This is a genomic window from Shewanella sp. FJAT-51649 (assembly GCF_019457435.1).
Classification (GTDB): domain Bacteria; phylum Pseudomonadota; class Gammaproteobacteria; order Enterobacterales; family Shewanellaceae; genus Shewanella; species Shewanella mangrovisoli.
This window is the reverse complement of record NZ_CP080411.1, coordinates 437306-458450: the sequence shown is the minus strand read 5'-3', so window position 1 is coordinate 458450 and position 21145 is coordinate 437306. Positions and strand designations below refer to the sequence as shown.

Genomic DNA, 21145 nt, shown 5'->3' with positions numbered 1-21145 from the left:
GAAATAGCCACATTGTAAAAAGGTAACTTGAAAAGCTATTTTTCAGCCCCAATATACATGGTAAGCCATTAACAAACCAGCAATGGCAACCAAACTGGAGAACATCATGAGCGATAAAATTATATACCTGAGCGACGACAGCTTCGAAAACGACGTATTAAAGGCCGATTTACCAGTATTGGTAGACTTTTGGGCTGAATGGTGTGGTCCATGTAAAATGATCGCTCCAATCCTTGACGACGTTGCCGAAGAGTACGCAGGTCGTGTGACTATCGCTAAATTAAACGTTGACCAAAACAACGTTTCTCCAGCGAAATATGGCGTTCGTGGTATCCCAACTTTACTGTTATTCAAGAACGGTGAATTAGCGGCAACTAAAGTTGGCGCACTGTCTAAAACTCAATTAAAAGAGTTCATCGACGCACAAATCTAATTTGTTGTCGCTATGAGTGACCTCCGGCACAAGCTTTAATTAATTGTGCCGGAATACCCCTAAATTTCTGGACGCCCCGCTTTGTTAGTGCTACTTTAATAACCAGATTCTTTCTAACTAAACCACTTCTCGCTCGTCAATCACTATCCTGAATCACAAACTTTACTGATTGATTGCGGTAAGCTTTGTCGCGTAACACAAGATCCCCAACATGAACTTAACTGAATTAAAAGACACGCCGATATCCGACCTAGTCTCGCTAGCCGAAAACATGAAACTCGAAAATATGGCCCGCGCTCGCAAGCAGGACATTATTTTCTCAATTCTTAAAGCCCACGCCAAAAGCGGCGAAGACATTTTCGGTGGCGGTGTATTAGAAATCCTCCAAGACGGATTCGGTTTCTTACGTAGTGCAGATGGATCTTACTTAGCTGGCCCGGATGATATTTATGTATCACCAAGCCAAATTCGCCGCTTTAACATGCGAACGGGCGACACGATTTTTGGCAAGATTCGCCCACCAAAAGAAGGTGAACGCTATTTTGCCCTGCTAAAAGTTAACGAAGTTAACTTCGATAAACCTGAAAACTCTCGCAACAAAATCCTCTTTGAAAACTTAACCCCACTCCACGCAGAAGAACGTATGCGTATGGAGCGTGGTAATGGCTCTACCGAAGACATCACAGCCCGTATTCTGGATTTATGCTCTCCTATCGGTAAGGGTCAACGTGGTCTGATCGTCGCGCCACCAAAAGCGGGTAAAACTTTATTACTGCAAAATATTGCTCAGTCAATCACCTACAACAACCCAGAAGTGGTGTTGATGGTACTGCTGATCGATGAACGTCCTGAAGAAGTGACCGAGATGCAACGCCTAGTTCAAGGCGAAGTGATTGCATCAACCTTCGACGAACCAGCCAGCCGTCACGTGCAAGTGGCTGAAATGGTAATTGAAAAAGCCAAGCGTTTAGTTGAGCACAAGAAAGACGTTGTGATCCTACTCGACTCTATCACCCGTTTGGCTCGCGCCTATAACACCGTTATCCCATCATCGGGCAAAGTGTTAACCGGTGGTGTGGACGCAAACGCCCTGCACCGTCCTAAGCGCTTCTTCGGTGCTGCTCGTAACATCGAAAACGGCGGCAGCTTAACCATTATTGCTACCGCACTGGTTGATACCGGCTCAAAAATGGACGAAGTAATTTACGAAGAGTTCAAAGGTACTGGTAACCAAGAACTGCATCTGTCACGTAAGGCCGCTGAAAAACGCGTCTTCCCTGCGATTGACTTCAACCGCAGTGGTACTCGTCGCGAAGAAAAACTGACCACGCCTGATGAGCTGCAAAAGATGTGGATCCTGCGTAAGATCTTAAATCCAATGGATGAGGTCAGCGCAATGGAGTTCCTGATCGATAAACTTGCAATGACTAAGACTAACGAAGAATTCTTCACCGCGATGAAACGCGCTAAGTCTTAATCCTAGATTTAGGTCAATCTTCCAAAAAAGCCGCTTAATGCGGCTTTTTTATTGCGCCGAGTTTGGCAGCACAAGATTAAATCACAGAGCGATGAGCTCTCTTCAGTGAGGAAATCGCGAATGCTATCAACTTATCAAATCACAGTAAATTCCATTATATTCCAAGCGCTTAATGGTTATTAAAACTGCGTTTCAGCTTTGAGGTATGTCGCCAAAGCGCGGCTTAAGCTTTGAGTCTGTTGCCTGAGCATTTCACGAAGCAGCAGCACTACGGGAGTGACATGCTCGCGCCCTGGACAAACTAAGTATAAATTAACTGGCTCGCCCCGATATTCGAGCAGCAAGGGCACGAGACGCCCCGCCATAATATCCTCAGCGAGATCTAAGCTCGACTTAAACACTAAGCCCTTACCTGCCACCGCCCAACGCCGAGCAATTTCCGCATCATTAGCGCTGCGATTGCCCGTCACGCGGATTTTATATTCCTGACCATCACGCTCAAATTGCCATTGGTCGTGGGTTCTCTCATCTAATTTATAAAACAAGCAATTATGTTGCGTGAGTTGCTCTAAGGTTTCGGGCTTGCCAAATTTGGCAAGATATTCAGGCGAGGCACATAACACTCTGTCCGCCGTACAAATTGGGAAGGCGACCTGATTAGAATCCTGCGGCTTACCGTAACGCACCGCCACATCAATTTTGTCGTGGTAAAAGCTGCTGATATTGTCGCCCAAATGCAGCCGTACCTGAAGCTGTGGAAAATCAAGGAGGAAGTCATCGAGCCAAGGGACGAATAAGTTACGCCCAAAGTCAGATGAAACCGACAGGCTTAAGGTGCCAGAGACCTTACCTTTATCACTGGCGATCGCCTGCTCTCCGAGGGCGAGATCACTCAAAGCGCGCCTGCAATGGATAAGGTAACGCTCACCTTGAGCGGTTAATCTCAGGCTTCGAGTTGTGCGCACAAACAAACTAGTATCGAGCTGTTTTTCAAGGCGTTTAATCGCAGCACTCGCCGATGCTGCGGAGAGTTCCATCTCGGCTGCCGCCGCAGAAATACTGCCGCAATCGGCAACGCGAACAAATAATGCAAGATCATTCAGCAGCATGATTATCAAATTTCCTTTGAAAAAATTACAAACTTTACCCCGTTTATCTAGGAATTAATATTTCACACAATGGCATTCAATGACAAGTGACAGACACGAGTCGCCAGTGAGGAATAAATATGAGAGCCATAGGTTATCAAACCGCGGGGGCAATCGACGCTCCAAATGCATTAGAAAACATTACACTAGCCGAACCCACACCACAGGGTTTTGACCTGTTGGTCGAGGTGAAAGCCATATCCGTGAATCCTGTTGATACCAAGATCCGCGCATCCAGTTCTGCAGCCGCTGGAGAATATAAAATCCTCGGTTGGGATGCGGTCGGAGTCGTTAAAGCTGTGGGTGATAAGGTGAGCCTGTTTAAAGTAGGTGATGAGGTCTGGTACGCTGGCGATATTAGCCGCAGCGGCAGCTATGCCGAATATCAGTTAGTCGATGAGCGTATCGTGGGCCGTAAACCGCAAACCTTAAGCAATGCACAAGCAGCAGCGCTCCCCTTAACCAGCATCACGGCTTGGGAATTGCTGTTTGACCGTTTAGGTCTACCGCAGGACGGCTCAGCCACGGATGCACGTATTCTGATTATCGGTGCCGCTGGCGGCGTAGGTTCTATCATCACTCAACTTGCGGTCAAGCTAACTGGCGCCGAGGTGTTTGGCACCGCATCACGTCCTGAATCAGCAACTTGGGTTAAAAACTTAGGTGCCGATGCGGTCATAAATCACAACAAGCCGCTCTCGGAGGAGCTAAAGCAGTTGGATATTGCCGACGTTACCCATGTGATTAGCCTAACCCAAACCGATAAGCACTTTGACGAAATTGTAAAAGTGCTTAGACCGCAAGGAAAACTGGCGCTGATTGACGATCCTGTCGGCCCTTTAGATGTGATGAAGCTTAAACGTAAAAGCCTGTCGCTACATTGGGAGCTTATGTTCACCCGCAGCCTGTATCAAACTGAAGATATGATTGCACAGCATCATCTGCTCAACCGTATCGCCGAGCTGATTGATGCAGGCACAGTGCAAAGTACTTTTGGTGAGCATTACGGCACTATCAATGCGCAAAACTTGCTTAAGGCGCATGCACAAATAGAGTCAGGTAAGGCCATAGGTAAAATTGTGCTGGAAGGATTTAGCCAATGAAAGTGACGGTTTTTGCGCAAATCCAAGCGCATCCAGGCCAAACTGATGCGCTGCTTAGCTTACTCAAACAGTTAGTGAGGGACACCCACACAGAGGCTGGTTGTTTTGAGTATACGCTGCATCGCTCTTTAGATAATGCTAATCAGTTTTGGATGTATGAAGTGTGGCAATCTCAAGCAGCCCTGGAGGCACATATGGCAAGTCCACACTTTAGTGCTTTTGTAACAGCATCAGAAGAACTCGTTAAGCAGGTTGATATTCATAAGACCTATGCCTGTTAACGACCAAAAGTAAAGCGCCTAAAAAGGCGCTTTACTTTTTTAATCAAACAGCTCACAGAATTACACTAAGGTCATCGCCATTTTGCGGCGCAGATAGGCAATCTGCTGCATATGGGGCAAATCCTTCGGACAATTGTCTTGACAGCCGAGCAAGGTCATACAGCCAAATACCCCGTCCTGATTACCAATCACATGGTAAAAATCTTCAGCCGTACGCGCATCGCGACTATCGAGTTCAAAGCGGGCGATTTTCATCATCCCCACAGCGCCGACAAAGGTTTCACGCATTTGTTTAGTGGCACAGGCAGACACACAAACCCCACACTCGACACAGCGCTCTAACTCATAGAGCCGCGCCGCTTCCTCCGGCGCCATCGGCTCCTCGAGGCGATGGATACTGATATCATTCGCTTTTGGGTGTAACCATAGCTTTAAGCGCTCGGCGAGTTCGCGCATAAACTTACCCGTGTTAACCGATAAATCACCAATCAATTCAAAACCCGGTAATGGCATCAGAGTGATTTCACCTTTGGGATATTTGGCGGTGAGCGTTCGGCATGCCAAAGTCGGGAAGCCATTAATCACCATGGCGCAACTGCCGCAAATCCCAGCACGACAGACAAAGTCAAACTGCAACGACGTATCTTGCTCTTCTCTGAGCTTATTGAGGGCGATAAACACTGTCATCCCCGGCGTTTCGGTGAGATGATAACGCACCATCTTCGGCTTATCGTTTGGCTCCTGCGGATCATAACGAAAAATATTAAAGGTTAGCTGGCGACCTTGGCTCATTATGATTTTTCTCCTAGCGCATTGGCAGATGGTCTTTGTAAGGTATCACTTAAACGTTCATTTTTAGCTTGCAGGCTCGGCGGCAGTTCAAAGGGCATCAGTGCCGCCTGGCGTTGATAACGATCGGCATCGTCGCCCAGTTCTGCCAAAATCTCGGCAATTTGTTGCTCGCGTTTGGCGGTATCGGGGTGAGCAATGGCATTGTCGATACCATAACCCCGATATCCCGGCGGCAGCTCCATCTTCATCACATCCAGCGGCTCGTAGCTTAAAACGGGGGCCAACGCCTCGGCATCGGGCCAACTGGCGAGAGTACGGTTGAGCCAATCTCTGTCATTACGCTGCGGATAATCTTCACGGGCGTGGGCACCACGGCTCTCGGTACGAGCGGCAGCGCCGCAAGCAACGGTCAGCGCGACTTTGAGCATGCGCTTCACCCTGAGTGCTTCTACCAGCTCTGGGTTGGCGTGGCGTTTCTTGCACTTAACTCCGAGTTTACGTGAGCGTTCAAGCAGCGCCTTTAGCTCAGTCACCGCTTTATCAAGCTCAGGGCCGTTACGGAAAATCCCCACGTAGTCCATCATAATCCGCTGCATTTCGCGCTTAAGTTCGAAGGGGCTTTCGTGGCCTTCACCATCGACTAAAGTATCGATTTCAGTCTGCACCTGCCGCATAAACTTTTCGGCAAGCTGAGTGTCGATTTCAAGGCTATTATTTTCACAAAAATCAGCCACATATTTGCCGATAATCATGCCGCCAACTACAGTTTCAGCGAGCGAGTTACCGCCCAAGCGGTTAAAGCCATGCATATCCCAACAGGCTGCTTCGCCCACGCTGAATAAGCCCTTAAGCTGCGGACTCTCGCCCGTTGCCTTAGTGCGGATCCCGCCCATGGAATAGTGCTGAGTCGGGCGCACGGGGATCCAATCCTTCGCTGGGTCGATCCCGAGGAAGTTCTCGCAAATCTCCTGCACTTCACGCAGGTTGGTTTCGATATGTTTGCGCCCTAGCAGGGTGATATCGAGCCATAAATGTGGGCCATAGGGGCTATCGACACCCTTACCTTTACGCATATGCTCGGTCATACGGCGAGACACCACGTCCCGCGATGCCAGCTCTTTCTTCTCAGGCTCATAGTCCGGCATAAAACGGTAGCCGTCTTTATCCCGCAGCAAGCCACCGTCACCGCGGCAACCTTCTGTGGTTAAAATCCCTACGGGCACAATCGCCGTGGGGTGGAATTGCACCGCTTCCATATTCCCTAGGGTCGCAACGCCGGTTTCTAGCGCTAACGCCTGACCTATGCCTTCACAGATAATGGCGTTAGTTGACACCTCATAAATGCGGCCATAACCACCGGTCGCAATGGTAGTCGATTTCGCCACATAGGCACGGAGTTCACCTGTGATAAGACAGCGAGCAATCACGCCGTGGCAACGCTTGCCATCGTGAATTAGGGCTAAGGCTTCTATGCGTTCATGGACGGGAATATCCATGGAAATGGCTTTGTTATCCATGGCATAGAGCAGTGAATGGCCAGTACCGTCGGCGGTATAGCAGGTGCGCCATTTCTTAGTGCCGCCAAAGTCGCGGGCATTGATCAGCCCGTGGGCTTCTTCGGCTTCCTGCAGAGTGACTTTTTGGGCGTTAACAATCACTTCCCTAGGCCCTGCACTCACGCGCGACCAAGGCACGCCCCAGTTGGCTAACTCGCGTACCGCCTTGGGCGCACAATGGGCAAACATCCTGGCGACTTCTTGATCGCAGCCCCAGTCCGAACCTTTCACTGTGTCTTGAAAGTGCACGTCTTCATCATCGCCCATGCCTTTAACTGCGTTGCCAAGGCTTGCCTGCATTCCCCCCTGCGCAGCGGCGGAGTGAGAACGTTTAGCAGGAATAAGCGAAAGCACTAAGGTATCTAACCCACGCTCTTTAGAGGCAATGGCCACCCTCAGGCCTGCCAATCCGGCACCAACCACTAATGAATCGGTATAAATCAGTTTCACGCCTGCTCCTTAACGGGTACTGCTGTTATTGTTTTAGGACAACACTCTTTTGTTATATTTCGCTTAACTCGCGTGGGGTAAAAATGCCAATAAGGAGGCAATCCCTACAGTGACAAACGCGATACTCACAATGGTTTTGATTTTACGTAAACGACTGCGACTATTGAGATCCCGCGCCGCGCCCCACTTCAGTGCCACGCGGTAAATCCCGATGGCCGCATGTAACTCAACCGTTAGCAATAGCGGCAGATACACCATCCACACGCCTTGGTTCCAAATCCGCTCGGCACTACCCTGCGGACCAATGGTTTCTGGCGCCGAGCCGATAAGCCACAGATGCACTGGCAGCAATAACAGGATCACCACGCCGGTAATGGCCTGCCAACGCCAGAGACGAGTATCACTGTGATTGATCACTTGCATCTGTTGTTGCAGCGCCCTTTGTTGACGCAAACTCATGGGTAACTTTTGCAGTGCAACAATTACATGCACTAGCGCTAGGGCGGCAATACCGACGGCAATACAAGTCACCACCCAAGGATAGCCATGGCCATCACTGGAGAGAAAACTCAGCTCCATAGTGCGAGCCACCCAGTTCATGGCATCACCACCCAACAAAATGGACGACACCAACACTAAGTGGGTCCACAAAAACACCGCCAGAATGACACCCGACAAACTCTGGCTTAAATCTAGCCACGCACTCCATTTTTTTATACTTAGTTTGATTGCCATTGCTTTCGCCTCGCGCCACAGGCTCCGTGAGCCCTGCTCATTAAGTTGTCCTCGAAAATTAATATCGCTCACAAATCCATCAAAAAACCTGAGTTAGATCAACTAGGAGGCGAATAATTAATCGAATGCTTAAATATTAGCAGCGAAACAAAATCCTGCTGCGCCCAATTCCTCATGGGATAACGCAGCAGTATTGGGTTTCAATCAATGGGGCACGTAGGGCTGCACAGGCACACTTAGCTCGCTACCGATAAACATGTAGGAGACTAAGCTCGCGCTACCTAGGCATAACAAGTAGATAATCAATATCTTAGCAAGTTTACGTAGGCCGGAGCGCTGGGTCGTGATGCCCCACTTCACTGCCACTCGGTATAAGCCAATCATGGCGTGGATAACTACAGCCGGTAACAACAAGGCATAGAGCAACCAGGCATTATCGTGATAGACACGCTCTGCCGATAAATGTGGGCCAATTTCAGGATTTAGGATCATGGTAAAGAGGTGCACCGGCACGAGGAAAAACAGAATAAAACCCGTGATTAATTGCCAAAACCACGCATGGGTATCGCGATGTTTAATGCCACCTAAGTGTGATCGCAACGCTCGCCACTGCCCAAGCTGCGCCGGAAATCGTCTAAGGGCAACGGCGGCGTGCAAGATGACGACTAATAGCATAAAGACTGAGAAGACTTTAGTGACTATCGGAAAACCATGGCCACTACTGCTAAACATACCACCTTCGAGCAACTGCACCACATGGTAAAAGGCTTCTTTACCCAGCAGAATGCTCGACTCGAAGTGCATATGTAACAACAGAAAGCAGCCCAGCATAATACCAGTCGCGCTCTGTAATCTATCGGCCTTAGCCGACCAAGGGTGACCTATCCCCTGTGTTTTCACGCTAGTGTGAACGCGCGTTACGCTTGTCATCTTGCTTTTACCCTTTAATGGTTTGTTGACGCCTCTTTGCAAACTACACCATAGCAGCAACAAAAAACGCGGCTGAGTGTCACAGATTTAAAGCGTGAGGTAACTCACGGGATAAGCGTCAACTCTTAGAAGACGATCACAAAAAAGCCGTCAAAACCAAACAAAGGTAAAACCAATTAACCATTATATTTCATGGCTTTATATTAAAAATCGAAACGAGTGGTTCGATTTTGCGTACAACAAAAAGATGACAAGCTAACTCCTTGTCCATGTTGAAATAAACCTCAATTCCTACCGTAAATCCCCCTAATTGTTAGCGAGAATTCCTCAGCGCACCAAAACACAGTTACTGGTGTTAAATTGCCACCGAATTCTGCAAATTAGCGCGGTTTGGGTATACAATAGCGCGATATTTTTTAAACCTAGCCACAGGATTTTACCCATGCCTTGGATCCAACTTCGCATTAACACCAACAGTGATGATGCTGAAACCATCAGCGACTTACTTATGGAAGAAGGCGCCGTTTCTATTACCTTTGAAGATGGTAAAGACACCCCGATTTTTGAGCCTAAACTGGGCGAAACCCCTCTGTGGCAAGATACCGTAGTTGTTGCCCTATTCGAGGCTGACACGGATTTAGCACCGACTATTGAGATGCTGAAAACCCTGCCGTTTTTAGGTGAAAGCTTCAGCCACAAAATCGAGCAAATTGAAGACAAAGACTGGGTTCGCGAGTGGATGGATAACTACCACCCAATCCAATTCGGTAAACGCCTGTGGATTTGCCCAAGCTGGCGTGAAGTCCCCGATCCAAGCGCAGTAAACGTGATCTTAGATCCGGGTCTGGCCTTCGGCACAGGCACCCACCCTACAACGGCGCTGTGTTTAGAATGGCTAGATAGCTTAGATTTAAGCCAAGAAGAAGTGATCGACTTTGGCTGCGGCTCAGGCATTCTCGCCGTAGCGGCGCTGAAACTGGGCGCGAAAAAAGTCACAGGTATCGATATCGACTATCAAGCCATCGAAGCCTCTAAAGCCAATGCCGAGCGTAACGATGTTGCCGACCAATTGGCACTTTATCTGCCAGAAGATCAACCCGCCGATCTTAAGGCCGATGTGTTAGTTGCCAATATTCTCGCTGGCCCACTGCGAGAACTTGCCCCCCTTATCGCCGAGCGCGTCAAATCTGGTGGTAAATTAGCCCTTTCTGGACTGCTTAAAGAGCAAGCGCAAGAAATCTCTGACTTCTATAGCAAATGGTTCGACATGGACGAAGCGGCTCACAAAGAAGATTGGAGCCGCTTGACAGGTAAGCGCAAATAACGCTAAAGGGTGGCGCAACATGCGCCACCACTGGCTTAGGCTTATTTTGTCGATGACTTCTCAAGGCTAAAAAGTCAAGAAAAAAAATTGCTCCTAGGTCATTTATTGACCTTTTCACGGCCAATAAAAAGGGCTACTATAGCGCCCCTTTGAAGAGCTAAGGTGAAACAGTAAATGCAGATTGGACCCTATCAACTGAAGAATCAGCTGATCGTGGCACCAATGGCAGGTGTCACCGATCAAGCTTTCCGTAATCTCTGTCTTCGTTATGGCGCAGCCTTAGCGGTGTCGGAGATGCTTTCATCGAATCCTGAGGTCTGGGACACAGATAAGAGCCGCCAGCGTATGACGCATTCCGGCGAGGAAGGTATTCGCTCAGTGCAAATTGCAGGTGCAGATCCAGAGTTAATGGCGCAGGCCGCCCAGTTCAACGTCGAACAAGGTGCCCACATCATTGATATCAACATGGGATGCCCGGCAAAAAAAGTGAATAAAAAGCTGGCCGGTTCTGCCCTAATGCAAAACCCACCCTTAGTGAAAGAAATTTTACAAGCCGTGGTCGCTGCAGTAACGGTACCTGTCACGTTAAAGATTCGCACAGGCTGGGAGCCTGAACACAGGAACGGTGTTCAAATCGCCCAGATTGCTGAGGATTGTGGTATCGCCTCGCTCGCCGTTCACGGTCGCACGAGACAATGCATGTACAGAGGCAACGCCGAGTACGACACCATCAAAGCAATTAAACAGAATGTCTCGATTCCTGTTGTCGCGAATGGGGATATCGACAGTCCGGAGAAAGCCCGCTTCGTGCTGGACTATACCGGTGTCGATGCTCTGATGATAGGACGGGGTGCTCAAGGACGGCCTTGGATTTTCAGAGAAATCCAGCACTACTTGGACACGGGTAATAAGCTAGCGCCCATTGAGGTGGCTGAACAGCGTCAAGTGATGCTGGAACACCTCACCAAACTTTATGATTTGTATGGTGAATATAAGGGTATCCGCTTCGCCAGAAAGCATATTGGATGGTACCTAGACCAAGAGGATCAGCGCCAGTTTCGGGCTGACTTTAATCAGCTGGAAACCGCTGCAGAACAGTATTCCCTTGTGGAATATTATTTTGATGAATTAGTACAGAATTAATAAAGAGCAGAATAGAATGTTTGATCAGACAACTAACACAGAAGTTCACCAGCTTACCGTTGGCAAAATCGAAACCGCAAACGGCACTATCAAGCCCCAGTTATTACGTGACGCTGTTAAGCGTGCCGTAACTAACTTCTTCGCACAGTTGGACGGTCAGGAAGCACAAGAAGTGTACGAAATGGTGCTAAGTGAAGTTGAAGCACCTCTGCTTGACATCATCATGCAACACACTCGCGGCAACCAAACCCGCGCAGCAAACATGCTAGGTATCAACCGTGGTACTCTGCGTAAAAAATTAAAGAAATACGGCATGAACTAATCATTTCGATTAAGTGATTGTTGGAAAAGGGGTTAACCTGCAAAGGTTAGCCCCTTTTCGCATTATATGTACCCCCATATGTACCCCGAGATAATTCCTTGCCGAGTTTATATCGATGAAAACATCCACAGCTAACTCAATACGAATTAAGACATCAGACCATCCCAAATGGCCTAATTGGTTTTCAATTAAGAACTATGATTGCCTTGCTGATCTCACTGCTGCGCAATTTCTTAATGAGCTAGAACTCAGGTTGACCCTTCACAACACACCGACTTTTCCTAATGGTAAAAAACTGACTGACAGTAGACGGTGGCAACTGATCCAGCAGGGTTATGTCATCATCAATTCGAATCCGGTTACACAACCAGACCTTCCGACAGTCATCGCATTGAACCATGTTGATCTTCTAGGGATAACTGAAGAGATTAAACTCCGCAGTGGTAATGACTACTTAGACTTAGAGCCGCAACTACTCGTGCCTTTGCTGGGGCAGGTTCGAGACTTAACCGTGTTAGGTATAGACTTAACTAAACCCAATAAAGCGATATTGGGTGACTGTGAGTTCCTGATTAATCAGCTGCGCAAAACCCTATCAATCCCAGAACCCAAAACGCCTGACAATTTTCAAGCAAATGAGAAAACCTTCAAAAAGCTGCTGACTTATAAGTTGATCCCCTACCTTGATCTCATGATGTATTGCTATAACCATATCCCTTTTTATGAAGATAATTGGCAAAAGCTGGAATTTACACAAAATGTATTGAGTGAATTACTGCTTGGGGAAGAATCTAAACAAGAGCTTAGAATGGAGCTATATAAAAAAACCTATGCACCGTTTTATCGCAAGATTCTCAGCAACGAATCTCATCTAATGCAACTATTTGCGAATATCAGGCAAAATACGTGGGCGTTAGGCACTAAAATGCAGGATATTTAAGGGATTAAATTTGGGGTAAAAATCAAATTTCGTTTTTACCCCGAAATCACAATTGCAAACAGGCAAGATACTCCTAAGCCAAACAGAGACAATCTATAGGAGCATCTATGTCCCTCTTTAGTATCGAAAAATCAGCCATTCAAGACCGTATAGTACGAGAAACAGAGCGTAAACTAATTACCTCTATCAGTCGCTCACAAGCTTTTCAGCTAGAAAGACTTAACCGTTTCCCTAAACGCATAAAACTTGGGAATCGTTCTGTCGGTTGGCGTCTTTCAGAACTGATGCAATGGGTTCACTCTGGCGGAGAACTATCCGAACAAGTTACTGAGGGGGCAAGGTATGAAACCGAGTAAAAGAACTCAATTTGCCCAATTGCTCCACCAGCAGCGACCGATGGAGCGAATAATCCGAATCACTGAAATGTGCCAATTACTCGGCATAGATAGAACAACACTCTACAGACGAGTAAAAAGAAAGGTCTTTATTCAACCCATCAAAAGCCAAAATCGAACTATTGGTTGGTCAGAATCAAGTTATATCAACTGGCTAAACGGCACTAAGTAATAGCTAACCAAGGCGGCACTTGCCGCCTTCTTTTGGCCTGTAAACGCAACAAACTGCGACAAAGCTCAACCGAGTGCGATTAAATGCTGACGAATGCAGGCTCTAAATCACGTTTAACCAGCAGAAAAATACAATCTACGCATCTGCAATACTATGGTAGGTCTCGCTTTACGCCACTTTACAACTCTCACTACAAGCAGGTTATTTATAATATTTCCGCTCTTCGCTTTCCCTTAGAAGATTTTCTATATCAAGAAACCTTATTTAAAGTGATGAGCTTTGAACACGGTATCAGCTCCAGCATTATGAATGCAGCAATTGATCAACTGCTAACTGCACTGAGTCACTATTCTAAAATCCTACTCGTCAGATTCGATCTACGAGTCTATACCGAAACCCCCAATAACAGCCTAATCAGCAAATACCGCAAAACCCTGTTGAGATACCTAGATAAGAAGTACCAATCTAAAGCATGGTTATTTTGGGTTCGAGAACAAACACCAAGAAGCGACAAAGCGCATTATCACTGCTTCATTCTACTCAATGGGCATAAAGCTAAGTCAGGCTGGGGTGCATTTCAACTGGTTCAGAAAGCATGCTATATGCATCCAGACACTTCTGCATGGTTACCTGAGTCGGCAAGCTACAAAATTGAACGCAGCGGGCTTAAAGGTGTTGAGTCTGCGATTCACAGGATCAGCTACCTTGCCAAGCATTACAGCAAAGAACAGACACCGAATGGAATAAAACGCTTTCAAACTAGCGCTAGCCGAAGCTAATCAAACTTAACAAGTTTACAGCAATTAGGTAAGGGGAAAAGTGGATCACTCATGCCTAAGCTGATCCACTAAAATTGGATCAAAACAATGTTAATCAAGAGAAAAGCCATTACTAAACAATAGATTGTACTCATATAGAATGAGCTTACATCGATAACCAAATGCCAAAGATCCAAAACATAAATACGGTTGACATTTCATTAACAATTTGTGTTGAAAAAATGTTTCTTCAATTTCTTGTATCTAAAAGACACTACTAAACATCTACCTCCGACTATGACTTAACGCGCATATTTACCCGCCATAGCGTTGTACCCTCCCCCCCTTATCAGTACACTTTGGCGCATCAATGCACAGGGGACTTTTATCAGCATCACTTAACCCACAGTGCTTACCAAATTCATTAGAGAAAACCAGTGCCAAATCAAATCACTCTCCAACAATTAGAATCGTTCTTATGGGAAACGGCGGATATTCTCCGTGGCAATATGGATGCGTCAGAGTTCAAAGACTACATCTTCGGCATGATGTTCCTTAAGCGTCTATCGGATTCATTTGATGAAGCCCGTGAGCAGGTGATCGAATACTATCTTGCCAAAGGTAAAACCCAAGTTGAGGCCGAAGCCTTAGCCAGTGATGAAGATGAGTACGACAGCACCTTCTATATTCCTGAAGTTGCCCGCTGGTCAGCGCTTAAAGACTTAAAGCACAACATAGGTGAGGCGCTCAATACCGCCGCTGAAGCCATTGAAGAACACAATCCAAACCTTGAGGGCGTATTAGTCTCTATCGACTTCAATATTAAAAACAAGCTCTCCGATAATAAGCTGCGCGACCTACTCAGCCACTTTAACAAGTACCGTCTGCGCAATAGTGATTTCGAACGCCCCGACTTACTCGGCACCGCCTACGAATATTTGATTAAAATGTTTGCCGATAGCGCGGGTAAAAAAGGTGGTGAGTTCTATACCCCGAGCGAAGTGGTGCAATTGCTGGTGGCATTGCTCAAACCCCATGCAGGCATGCGAATTTACGACCCTACAGTGGGTTCGGGCGGCATGCTGATCCAAATGCGTAATTATCTTGCGACCCATAATGAAAACGCCGCAAACCTGTCACTATACGGCCAAGAGATGAACCTCAATACATGGGCAATCTGTAAGATGAACATGTTTTTGCACGGGGTACAAAGTGCCGACATTCGCAAGGGCGATACCCTGCGCGAACCTAAGCATACTATTGATGGCAGCCTAATGACGTTTGATCGCGTGATTGCCAATCCGCCGTTTTCGTTATCAAAATGGGGCAAAGAAGACTGCGATAAGGATAAATTTGGCCGCTTCCCCTATGGTACACCGCCAAAAGATGCAGGTGACCTCGCCTTTGTGCAGCACATGATAGCCAGCACCAATGATGATGGCATGGTCGGCGTTGTGATGCCCCATGGCGTGCTGTTCCGAGGTTCCAGCGAAAAAGACATTCGTAAAGGCATACTCGAAGACGACTTATTAGAAGCCGTAATCGGCCTGCCCTCAGGCCTATTCTATGGCACAGGCATCCCCGCCTGTTTGTTGATTATCAACAAACAAAAGCCGAGCGAGCGCCAAGGCAAGGTACTGTTTATTAATGCTGAACTCGAATATCAAGAAGGCAAAAACCAAAACAGTTTACGTCTGCAAGATATCAATAAAATCGTCGCAACCTTCGACAACTACAGCGAAATCAAACGCTACTCAGCCATAGTCAAACTAAAAGATATCCGCGATAACGACTACAACCTCAATATTCGCCGCTATGCCGATACCTCGCCACCCGCAGAGATTTTTGATGTGCGCGCTATTCTCCACGGCGGTATTCCACTACGTGAAGTGCAAGACGATTATATTCAAGAAGAAATTCTTAAAGGTTTTGATGTCAGCTGTGTATTTGAGCCTAAGGGCGAAGACTATTATCAATTCAGAGCAGAAATCGAAACCAAAGAGCAGATCCGTGAACATGTGAACCATGCTGATACAGTGGTTGCAGTCAGCATCATCGCGCAACTAGAGCGCTGGTGGGATAAGTACCAAATATCATTGAAACAGCTTGACGATGAAGTCGCTACCGCCGAGGGCGTGATGAAGGGTTATCTTAAGGAGCTGGGTTATGAGTAATCAGGTTCCTGCTGATTGGATTGTGTCTTCTCTGGCTGATATATCTAAATTTCGGAGGGGGAGCTTCCCACAGCCATACGGGAATCCAGAATGGTTTGATGACAATGGGTTTCCATTTGTTCAAGTGTTCGATTTAGGGTTCGGCAACCTTTTAAAAGCATCAACTAAGGTTAGGATTTCAGATCTAGCAGCTAAAAAAAGTGTGTTTGCCCCAAAAGGGACAGTCTTAGTTTCCATCCAAGGTTCTATAGGCCGAGTAGTTGTCACTCAATATGATGCCTATGTAGATCGTACAATTCTGATATTTGAGGAGATTGCGTCACACATAGATAAGGATTTTTTTGCGCTGATGGTACGAGAGATCTTTAGCGTAAAGAAAAACGAGGCTGATGGTGGTGTAATCCTGACAATAACAAAAGAGACACTTAAGAATTTCTTGATGGTATTGCCGCCTCTCCCAGAACAACAAAAAATTGCTGCGATTTTGACTTCTGTGGATGAGGTAATTGAAAAAACACAGGCACAAATCGACAAGCTCAAAGATTTAAAAAGCGGCATGATGCAGGAGCTGCTCACCAAAGGTGTTGGCATCAAGCAAGGTGATAAATATGAGCCCCACACCGAATTTAAAGACTCCCCCGTTGGCAGAATCCCAAAGAGCTGGGATTGCATTCTTCTCGATAAGGTAGCTAAGAGAGGAAGTGGACACACTCCTGATAAGCAAAAAACTGAATATTGGAATGGCGGAATTAAGTGGATATCACTATCTGACTCTTCCAAGCTCGACAATTTGCACATTCATGACTCATCAAAAAAAATCAGTCAGTTAGGTATTGATAATTCATCTGCCACATTGCACCCCGAGGGAAGCGTCATTATGGCTAGGGATGCGGGAATCGGCAAAAGCGCAATAATAACTAGCGCTATGGCTGTTAGTCAGCATTTCATGGCTTGGGTCTGCGGAGAAAAATTGAATAATTACTTCCTTTATTATTTACTTCAACTTTGGAAGCCAACATTTGAGAATATAGCTATGGGTAGTACGATAAAAACTATCGGCTTACCTTACTTTAAAAAACTTCAAATACCTGTGCCCCCCATTGAAGAGCAGAAGATTATTGCAGACTCTTTAATCAGTGTAGAAAACAAAATTTTTGCTTTACAACAGAAATACACAGCACTTTCCAACACCAAAAAAGCCCTTATGCAGGACCTGCTAACAGGTAAAGTGCGTGTGAAGCTTGACTAAGGACTGTTTTAATATGGATGCAATGAGAGCATTAGTAACTAGCTTCGCATCGGATTTCAGGCAATGAAATGCAACCACATGTATTAAGATTGATTTTGCGTTAAGATAGCTACTAACAGACTGTATTCTAAAGGCGCAAACCACATGAAAATAAAGACATTAAAAGTCAAAAATTTCCGTTGTTACCAAGAACGGGAATTTCGCTTTCACCCTCATGTGAACCTGATTGTTGGGAAAAATGCTACGGGTAAAACTGCGGTATTGGATGCTGTTTCAGTCGCAATAGCAACTTGGTTGCTCGGCTTTAAGAAAAAAAATGACAAGCAGAGTTTAGAACCTTCTGATGCAACCTTATCTTATGTAGAAAAAGAAGGTGAACCGCAATTTATCGAAGCATGGCCTGTTTCAGTTTCTGCATCAGGAACGGTCAAAAATCATGATGTTGTTTGGGAGCGTTCAAAGAACTCTCCAACAGGCAATACTCGTTATGGTAATGCCAGCGAGTTAATTACATTAGCGAAAACTTGTGACGAAAGTCTTGCTAGTGATATATCACTGCCCTTAATTAGTTATTACGGGACAATGCGATTATGGCAAGACCCTAAGGCATCAAAAACTAAACCATCATTAACCAAAACAAATACTAAGCCTTCGAGGTTAGATGGTTACAAGCATTGTGTAGACCCTCGAATTGCACTTAAAGAGCTTGTAGCTTGGTTTGCTCGTCAGGAATGGCAGGCCTTTCAGCTAGGTAGAGAACCGACAATGCTGACCGTGGTTCGTAGGGCTGTGGTTCATTGCGTCGAAAATGCTGAGCACCTTCGTTATGACCCTAAGAGAGAAGAGCTACTTCTAACATTGAAAGGTTCTGAACCATTCCCATTTAATTTACTCAGTGATGGTCAGCGATGTATTTTGGCACTAGTCGCTGATATTGCTCAAAAAGCTGCGCACTTAAACCCGCATTTAGGTGAAGATGTTTTAGAAAAAACTGAAGGTGTAGTGCTAATAGATGAGTTAGATCTTCATCTACATCCAAAGTGGCAACGTCATATTATTGAAGATTTACGATCTACATTTCCATTGATCCAGTTTATCTGTACAACCCACTCACCTTTCTTAATTCAATCCCTACGCTCAAGTGAAGAGCTGATCATGCTCGATGGATTAGCCCCAGATACACTTGCGAATATGACTTTGGAAGATATTGCTGAAGGAATCATGAGTGTGAATTCACCTGAAGTTAGTCACCGATACAAAGAAATGAAAGGGGTTGCAATTGAGTATTTAAAGACACTCAATGAGGCCAAGAACTCTCCACAAGATAAACTTCAAGCATACAAAGAAAGACTAGCGGACTCTTTAGCCCCCTATGCTGATAATCCTGCCTTTCAAGCTTTTTTAGAGATGCAGCGAATAGCAAGTCTAGGGGAGTAGTGGATGAGACCTATTAGAAAAAACGCCTCTCCTATCGCTGGTAATTTTCAAAAATATGAAGATGCAAAGCCTGATTTGGTCAGTCGCTTAGGATTGTATTGCAGTTACTGTGAGAGAAGAATTCCAGCTTTACTAGCTGTTGAACACATTGAGCCTAAAGATGGTCCATTTGGTCAGCCACACTTAGAAAAAACGTGGTCAAATTTTTTACTCGCATGTACTAATTGCAATTCTTGCAAAAATTCTAAGCAAGTTGATTTTAGTCAATTACTAATGCCTGATAGAGATAATACCTATCACGCTTTTTATTACACCGATGACGGTAAGGTGGAATGCAACCCGACTTTAACGCCAGCTCAGAAAACATTCGCGGAAAATACGCTCAAATTGGTCGGGTTAGATAAATCCATTCAAACTTATACAGACTCAAACGATGAGCTTGTCGCTTTAGATAGAGGGGCTCAAAGAATGGAAACAATAGCAACAGCTCAACATGCTCTTAGACTATTAAATTCCAGCCCAAGTAATGCCATGGAGCAGGCGATTGAAATGATGGCAGTACAGGCTGGATTTTTCAGTATTTGGATGCAAGTATTTGATGCCTTTCCTGTCATGAAAATCAGATTAATTCGAGCATTTAAAGGTACTGAGGAGAGTGGTTGCTTCGATATGGCTACGGGGAGAGCAATAACCCCATCCCCAAACCCTGATGGCCTAGTTAACGGTGGGAAAGTTTAACCGCTATTTTTTATAGCTAATAAGCACTTCATACGATGAAAACAATAGCAATTAAACGCAAGCAGAACTCTTAATGGCTTGGTGCTACTCAATCATCGCTACTACCAACAAAGGATAGATTCTAGCGAGTATCTATATTGATATAGTAGTGATTTATTGAGTAGTCTGGGTAAATATACAGTATGTGCATTATTTGCACATGCTGCGGATTAGCGGTCAAACGCGATAAATATCTTAACCATCGTTAGATCACTCAAAATATCGCTCAGTTCGCAACTAAAGGAAGAGTATGTTTAAGCCAAACAAGGATGGTAAATATGTCTTTCCACCCTCTCACTTTACCAGCATTTTTTTGCCATCTACGGCAGAAGTTGCGCGGCTATTACAACTGCCCGAAAACATTCCACAGCAAATAACATTTTTCGAACGTGCTTACCAAACAAACTCAAAAATAGCCAAAAGTTCTAAAGCAAACTTACTAACTCAGGGTGTTAGTCTCAAGACGCTCGGCAAACTCTATCAATTTGGCGAAAATATCTCGGTCTCTTTTAAAGTATTGTTTACCAAAGCAAACCTATTGAAATTATTGCGCCCCGCAAAGATTGGCTCTAATGCGGGTGATTGGTTCGCCTTGGGATTGGGTATTAGTACTAATAAAAACGATCATGAATTTTTTACGCTTGGTGATTGGCTTATTTCCCGAAGTGAAGCTGATTATGTAATGCTGAAAACCGTAAAAAAACAGATAAAGATTGGTGTAATCGATAAAAATGACTACATCACAATATGGCAAGCCTTACTGCCAACTTGGCAACATTACAGCTTAGTCCCTCCTGAGCAGTTAGCTTATTACACCTCATACCTAAATGCCTCCGACGCTTTAAAATCGCCTCCAGATGATACTCATCAACGCTTATATGAAGCCGTCTATCACATGATCTTTGATTTTTACCTGACAGCCATAGCCCATTATGAAGTCGGGTTATATCAATACTATCAGCGAAAGTTTGACACTTTTGAATCAGATGGGGAAACCAGCTTTTTCTCTAAGATCATGGATACATTTGCACATTCTGACGTGAAATGCTGTTGCTATGAAGCCGTACTGATAGAACTTAAACGCTTTTTATCTTCGGGTGATTCTGAACTTAGCTGGAGAGCAATGGCAGCTTTTATTCCCATTAGAAATAGTACAGACACTCAAGCTGATGGTAAAAACGCTCTGCAAGAGCCTCTATCTAAATCTGGTTACCGCTTAATTGATGAACAATATAACCAGTTAAAGGATTGGCGTAACGGAGCAAATCTGCCTTCAGAGACTAAACTAGAGGCATTTTTGACAGCATTATTCAATCAGCATGGAAACTACGATGTCCAAGCTGTATTAAATTACTTCCGTATTGCCCGCGCCATTGATATCAAATTACATGAGTGTGTGAAGCTGACTCCCAATATTCATATCACTTCGATACTAGAAAAAGTACTGGCTCGCTACCCTATCTATTTTGAACACTATCGAACCGCGCTTATCAAAAAATAAAAGGCCATTTAAATCACCATGGCCTTTTACCTATTAACTTTGGAGACG

General features: G+C 45.5%; 21 protein-coding genes. 16 read left to right on the top strand and 5 right to left on the bottom strand.

What is annotated here, in order from left to right; translation table 11 throughout:
* Positions 1-106 precede the first annotated feature (106 nt).
* Together trxA and rho are read left to right on the top strand one after the other, a co-directional pair.
* Positions 107-433 (top strand): thioredoxin TrxA, encoded by a 327-nt coding sequence (gene trxA, locus K0H59_RS02105; protein WP_011070766.1) that lies wholly within the window; start codon positions 107-109, stop codon positions 431-433.
* A 211-nt stretch (positions 434-644) separates the two neighbouring features.
* Positions 645-1910: a transcription termination factor Rho gene (gene rho, locus K0H59_RS02100; RefSeq protein ID WP_011621213.1), complete on the top strand. Its 1266-nt coding sequence runs from the start codon at positions 645-647 to the stop codon at positions 1908-1910.
* 179 nt (positions 1911-2089) lie between these two features.
* On the opposite strand, the gene K0H59_RS02095 is transcribed toward rho, so the two are convergent.
* On the bottom strand, positions 2090-3019 hold the full coding sequence (locus tag K0H59_RS02095; RefSeq protein ID WP_220054508.1) for a LysR family transcriptional regulator: 930 nt from the start codon (positions 3017-3019) through the stop codon (positions 2090-2092).
* 119 nt (positions 3020-3138) lie between these two features.
* Between K0H59_RS02095 and K0H59_RS02090 the strand changes: the two genes are divergently transcribed.
* Together K0H59_RS02090 and K0H59_RS02085 are read left to right on the top strand one after the other, a co-directional pair.
* Positions 3139-4161: a zinc-binding alcohol dehydrogenase family protein gene (locus K0H59_RS02090; RefSeq protein ID WP_220054507.1), complete on the top strand. Its 1023-nt coding sequence runs from the start codon at positions 3139-3141 to the stop codon at positions 4159-4161.
* Positions 4158-4442, top strand: a complete 285-nt coding sequence (locus tag K0H59_RS02085; RefSeq protein WP_220054506.1) for a putative quinol monooxygenase — start codon at positions 4158-4160, stop codon at positions 4440-4442. The genes K0H59_RS02090 and K0H59_RS02085 overlap by 4 nt, the downstream gene beginning before the upstream one ends.
* Positions 4443-4502: 60 nt before the next feature.
* Here the strand turns inward: K0H59_RS02085 and K0H59_RS02080 are convergent, their stop codons facing one another.
* The 4 genes from K0H59_RS02080 to K0H59_RS02065 all read right to left on the bottom strand — a co-directional run bounded on the left by K0H59_RS02080 (position 4503) and on the right by K0H59_RS02065 (position 8905).
* On the bottom strand, positions 4503-5234 hold the full coding sequence (locus K0H59_RS02080; protein WP_086903871.1) for a fumarate reductase iron-sulfur subunit: 732 nt from the start codon (positions 5232-5234) through the stop codon (positions 4503-4505).
* A complete protein-coding gene (locus K0H59_RS02075) occupies positions 5234-7240 on the bottom strand; it encodes a fumarate reductase flavoprotein subunit (protein WP_220054505.1) in 2007 nt (668 codons plus the stop codon). Before K0H59_RS02075 ends, K0H59_RS02080 begins: the two co-directional genes overlap by 1 nt.
* Before the next feature lie 63 nt (positions 7241-7303).
* Complete coding sequence (locus K0H59_RS02070; protein WP_011627397.1) at positions 7304-7975, bottom strand: fumarate reductase cytochrome b subunit; 672 nt, start codon at positions 7973-7975, stop codon at positions 7304-7306.
* A gap of 204 nt (positions 7976-8179) precedes the next feature.
* Positions 8180-8905 carry a fumarate reductase cytochrome b subunit gene (locus K0H59_RS02065; RefSeq protein ID WP_220054504.1) on the bottom strand — a complete coding sequence of 242 codons (726 nt, stop codon included), beginning with the start codon at positions 8903-8905 and terminating at the stop codon, positions 8180-8182.
* Between the two features lie 442 nt (positions 8906-9347).
* On the opposite strand from K0H59_RS02065, the gene prmA reads away from it, so the two are divergent.
* The 12 genes from prmA (at position 9348) to K0H59_RS02005 (ending at position 21097) form a co-directional block, all read left to right on the top strand.
* Positions 9348-10229 (top strand): 50S ribosomal protein L11 methyltransferase, encoded by an 882-nt coding sequence (prmA, locus tag K0H59_RS02060; RefSeq protein ID WP_220054503.1) that lies wholly within the window; start codon positions 9348-9350, stop codon positions 10227-10229.
* Between the two features lie 174 nt (positions 10230-10403).
* A complete protein-coding gene (dusB, locus tag K0H59_RS02055; protein ID WP_088211921.1) occupies positions 10404-11372 on the top strand; it encodes a tRNA dihydrouridine synthase DusB in 969 nt (322 codons plus the stop codon).
* 16 nt (positions 11373-11388) lie between these two features.
* On the top strand, positions 11389-11694 hold the full coding sequence (fis, locus tag K0H59_RS02050) for a DNA-binding transcriptional regulator Fis (RefSeq protein WP_006083371.1): 306 nt from the start codon (positions 11389-11391) through the stop codon (positions 11692-11694).
* Between the two features lie 115 nt (positions 11695-11809).
* Positions 11810-12634 carry a DUF6387 family protein gene (locus K0H59_RS02045; RefSeq protein WP_220054502.1) on the top strand — a complete coding sequence of 275 codons (825 nt, stop codon included), beginning with the start codon at positions 11810-11812 and terminating at the stop codon, positions 12632-12634.
* A 107-nt stretch (positions 12635-12741) separates the two neighbouring features.
* Entirely contained in the window at positions 12742-12990 is a 249-nt protein-coding gene (locus tag K0H59_RS02040; protein WP_011070746.1) for an AlpA family phage regulatory protein, read from the top strand.
* Positions 12977-13201: an AlpA family transcriptional regulator gene (locus tag K0H59_RS21360; protein ID WP_011070745.1), complete on the top strand. Its 225-nt coding sequence runs from the start codon at positions 12977-12979 to the stop codon at positions 13199-13201. Before K0H59_RS02040 ends, K0H59_RS21360 begins: the two co-directional genes overlap by 14 nt.
* Before the next feature lie 83 nt (positions 13202-13284).
* A complete protein-coding gene (locus K0H59_RS02030; protein ID WP_220054501.1) occupies positions 13285-13980 on the top strand; it encodes an inovirus-type Gp2 protein in 696 nt (231 codons plus the stop codon).
* A 416-nt stretch (positions 13981-14396) separates the two neighbouring features.
* Positions 14397-16133 (top strand): type I restriction-modification system subunit M, encoded by a 1737-nt coding sequence (locus K0H59_RS02025; protein WP_220054500.1) that lies wholly within the window; start codon positions 14397-14399, stop codon positions 16131-16133.
* Positions 16126-17382 carry a restriction endonuclease subunit S gene (locus K0H59_RS02020; RefSeq protein ID WP_220054499.1) on the top strand — a complete coding sequence of 419 codons (1257 nt, stop codon included), beginning with the start codon at positions 16126-16128 and terminating at the stop codon, positions 17380-17382. The genes K0H59_RS02025 and K0H59_RS02020 overlap by 8 nt, the downstream gene beginning before the upstream one ends.
* 144 nt (positions 17383-17526) lie before the next feature.
* On the top strand, positions 17527-18819 hold the full coding sequence (locus K0H59_RS02015) for an AAA family ATPase (RefSeq protein WP_220054498.1): 1293 nt from the start codon (positions 17527-17529) through the stop codon (positions 18817-18819).
* A gap of 3 nt (positions 18820-18822) precedes the next feature.
* Positions 18823-19557 (top strand): HNH endonuclease, encoded by a 735-nt coding sequence (locus K0H59_RS02010; RefSeq protein WP_220054497.1) that lies wholly within the window; start codon positions 18823-18825, stop codon positions 19555-19557.
* A 289-nt stretch (positions 19558-19846) separates the two neighbouring features.
* The gene (locus K0H59_RS02005) at positions 19847-21097 is read left to right on the top strand and encodes a hypothetical protein (protein ID WP_220054496.1); all 1251 of its coding nucleotides are present in this window, start codon (positions 19847-19849) and stop codon (positions 21095-21097) included.
* Positions 21098-21145: the final 48 nt, after the last annotated feature.

Excerpts from the sequence above, each read along its gene's own strand:
- trxA (WP_011070766.1), top strand. The coding sequence starts at position 107 with ATGAGCGATAAAATTATATACCTGAGCGACGACAGCTTCGAAAACGAC.
- rho (WP_011621213.1), top strand. The coding sequence starts at position 645 with ATGAACTTAACTGAATTAAAAGACACGCCGATATCCGACCTAGTCTCG.
- K0H59_RS02095 (WP_220054508.1), bottom strand. The coding sequence starts at position 3,019 with ATGCTGCTGAATGATCTTGCATTATTTGTTCGCGTTGCCGATTGCGGC.
- K0H59_RS02090 (WP_220054507.1), top strand. The coding sequence starts at position 3,139 with ATGAGAGCCATAGGTTATCAAACCGCGGGGGCAATCGACGCTCCAAAT.
- K0H59_RS02085 (WP_220054506.1), top strand. The coding sequence starts at position 4,158 with ATGAAAGTGACGGTTTTTGCGCAAATCCAAGCGCATCCAGGCCAAACT.
- K0H59_RS02080 (WP_086903871.1), bottom strand. The coding sequence starts at position 5,234 with ATGAGCCAAGGTCGCCAGCTAACCTTTAATATTTTTCGTTATGATCCG.
- K0H59_RS02070 (WP_011627397.1), bottom strand. The coding sequence starts at position 7,975 with ATGGCAATCAAACTAAGTATAAAAAAATGGAGTGCGTGGCTAGATTTA.
- K0H59_RS02065 (WP_220054504.1), bottom strand. The coding sequence starts at position 8,905 with ATGACAAGCGTAACGCGCGTTCACACTAGCGTGAAAACACAGGGGATA.
- prmA (WP_220054503.1), top strand. The coding sequence starts at position 9,348 with ATGCCTTGGATCCAACTTCGCATTAACACCAACAGTGATGATGCTGAA.
- dusB (WP_088211921.1), top strand. The coding sequence starts at position 10,404 with ATGCAGATTGGACCCTATCAACTGAAGAATCAGCTGATCGTGGCACCA.
- fis (WP_006083371.1), top strand. The coding sequence starts at position 11,389 with ATGTTTGATCAGACAACTAACACAGAAGTTCACCAGCTTACCGTTGGC.
- K0H59_RS02045 (WP_220054502.1), top strand. The coding sequence starts at position 11,810 with ATGAAAACATCCACAGCTAACTCAATACGAATTAAGACATCAGACCAT.
- K0H59_RS02040 (WP_011070746.1), top strand. The coding sequence starts at position 12,742 with ATGTCCCTCTTTAGTATCGAAAAATCAGCCATTCAAGACCGTATAGTA.
- K0H59_RS21360 (WP_011070745.1), top strand. The coding sequence starts at position 12,977 with ATGAAACCGAGTAAAAGAACTCAATTTGCCCAATTGCTCCACCAGCAG.
- K0H59_RS02030 (WP_220054501.1), top strand. The coding sequence starts at position 13,285 with ATGCTGACGAATGCAGGCTCTAAATCACGTTTAACCAGCAGAAAAATA.
- K0H59_RS02020 (WP_220054499.1), top strand. The coding sequence starts at position 16,126 with ATGAGTAATCAGGTTCCTGCTGATTGGATTGTGTCTTCTCTGGCTGAT.
- K0H59_RS02015 (WP_220054498.1), top strand. The coding sequence starts at position 17,527 with ATGAAAATAAAGACATTAAAAGTCAAAAATTTCCGTTGTTACCAAGAA.
- K0H59_RS02010 (WP_220054497.1), top strand. The coding sequence starts at position 18,823 with ATGAGACCTATTAGAAAAAACGCCTCTCCTATCGCTGGTAATTTTCAA.
- K0H59_RS02005 (WP_220054496.1), top strand. The coding sequence starts at position 19,847 with ATGTTTAAGCCAAACAAGGATGGTAAATATGTCTTTCCACCCTCTCAC.